1 protein-coding gene is annotated in these 1,664 nt (G+C 53.5%); it reads left to right on the top strand.

Annotated elements, in window-relative coordinates:
• Positions 1-73 precede the first annotated feature (73 nt).
• Positions 74-1,504 (top strand): IS1182 family transposase, encoded by a 1,431-nt coding sequence (locus AC1MEK_RS29780; protein WP_480399837.1) that lies wholly within the window; start codon positions 74-76, stop codon positions 1,502-1,504.
• The last annotated feature ends 160 nt before the right edge of the window (positions 1,505-1,664 follow it).

Raw genomic sequence — 1,664 nt, 5'->3', positions numbered from 1 at the left:
GGCCCAGAGTGTGTAAAAACGCCTTCGCAAACCCTTGCTATGATTTCTGAGGATTTCATCGAAAGGATCGCCCGTGAAGCGTTTCATCCAAGGTGAACATCGAGGCCAAAGCACTCTGCTTCCCGAAAGCCTCGACGACTACGTCAGCGATACTAATCCGGTGCGCGTGGTTGACGTGTTTGTCGACGAACTCGACCTGGTCAACTTGGGTTTTGACGGCGCTATTCCTGCTGATACAGGCCGGCCTGCTTACCACCCTGAAGTTCTGCTGAAGATCTACATCTATGGCTATCTCAACCGCATCCAGTCAAGCCGACGCCTGGAGCGAGAAGCTCAACGCAATGTTGAGCTGATGTGGTTGACGGGGCGTTTAACGCCGGATTTCAAGACCATCGCCAGCTTCCGAAAAGACAACAGTAAGGCTATCCGAGGCGTCTGTCGCCAGTTCGTGGTGCTGTGTCAGCAGTTGGGATTGTTCAGTGAAAATCTGGTCGCCATTGATGGCAGCAAATTCAAAGCCGTGAACAACCGCGACCGTAATTTCACCAGCGCAAAATTGAAGCGGCGCATGGAAGAAACTGAATCGAGCATCAACCGTTACCTGGCCGCACTCGATACAGCGGATAGGCAGGAGCCCACCTCCTCCGAAGCTCAGGCGGTGCGGCTGGAAGAGAAAATCACCAAGCTGAAAGTGCAGATGAAAGAGCTTCAGGCGATTGAAATACGGCTCAACGATTCGCCAGATAAACAGGTCTCACTGACCGATCCAGACGCGCGTTCAATGATGACGCGCGGTACAGGAATCGTTGGCTACAACGTGCAAACAGCGGTCGATACTCAGCACCATTTGATCGTTGCTCATGAGGTGACCAATGTCGGCTCCGACCGAGATCAGCTCAGTTCGATGGCTAAGCAAGCGCGAGAAGTTATGGCTTCGGATACGCTTTCGGTGGTGGCTGACCGAGGCTATTTTAAAGGTGAGGAAATCCTGGCTTGTCACAATGCGGATATCACCGCGTATGTGCCCAAGCCAATGACCTCTGGAGCCAAAGCTGATGGGCGCTTCAACAACGATGCTTTTATCTATGACGCGGCGAAAAATCACTATGTATGTCCAGCTGGAGAAACGCTGATATGGCGTTTCTCCAGCATCGAGAAAGGCATGAAGCTGCATCGTTATTGGAGTTCAAAGTGTCAAGGCTGCGCCTTGAAAACGCAGTGCACACCAAGCAAGCAACGCCGTGTTCGGCGCTGGGAGCACGAGGCGATATTGGAAGAGATGCAGGTTCGGCTGAGCAACGCGCCGGATATGATGCGAATCCGCAAGCGCACGGTCGAGCATCCCTTCGGGACGCTCAAACAGTGGATGGGCGCTACGCATTTTTTGACGCGAAGGCTGGAAGGCGTTAGTGCAGAAATGAGCCTGAGCGTACTCACCTATAACATGAAGCGAGTTATGAAAATCCTCGGCACCAGCAGCTTGATGAAGGCGCTGTCGGCCTGAAAGGGTTGGCTTCGTTGCCTACCGGACATGCTAGAAGCCTCACAGAAACCTCCAAGACCATAATGACGACCGCAGGGCGTGCCGGGGGCAACTACTCACCTAACATCCGCTGGCGCTACGCGCTGACAGGGATTCCACGCGTTTTTACACACTCTGGGCC

The sequence above is a fragment of the Pseudomonas sp. 2 genome, assembly GCF_056627435.1.
This window is presented reverse-complemented; position numbering and strand designations above follow the sequence as displayed.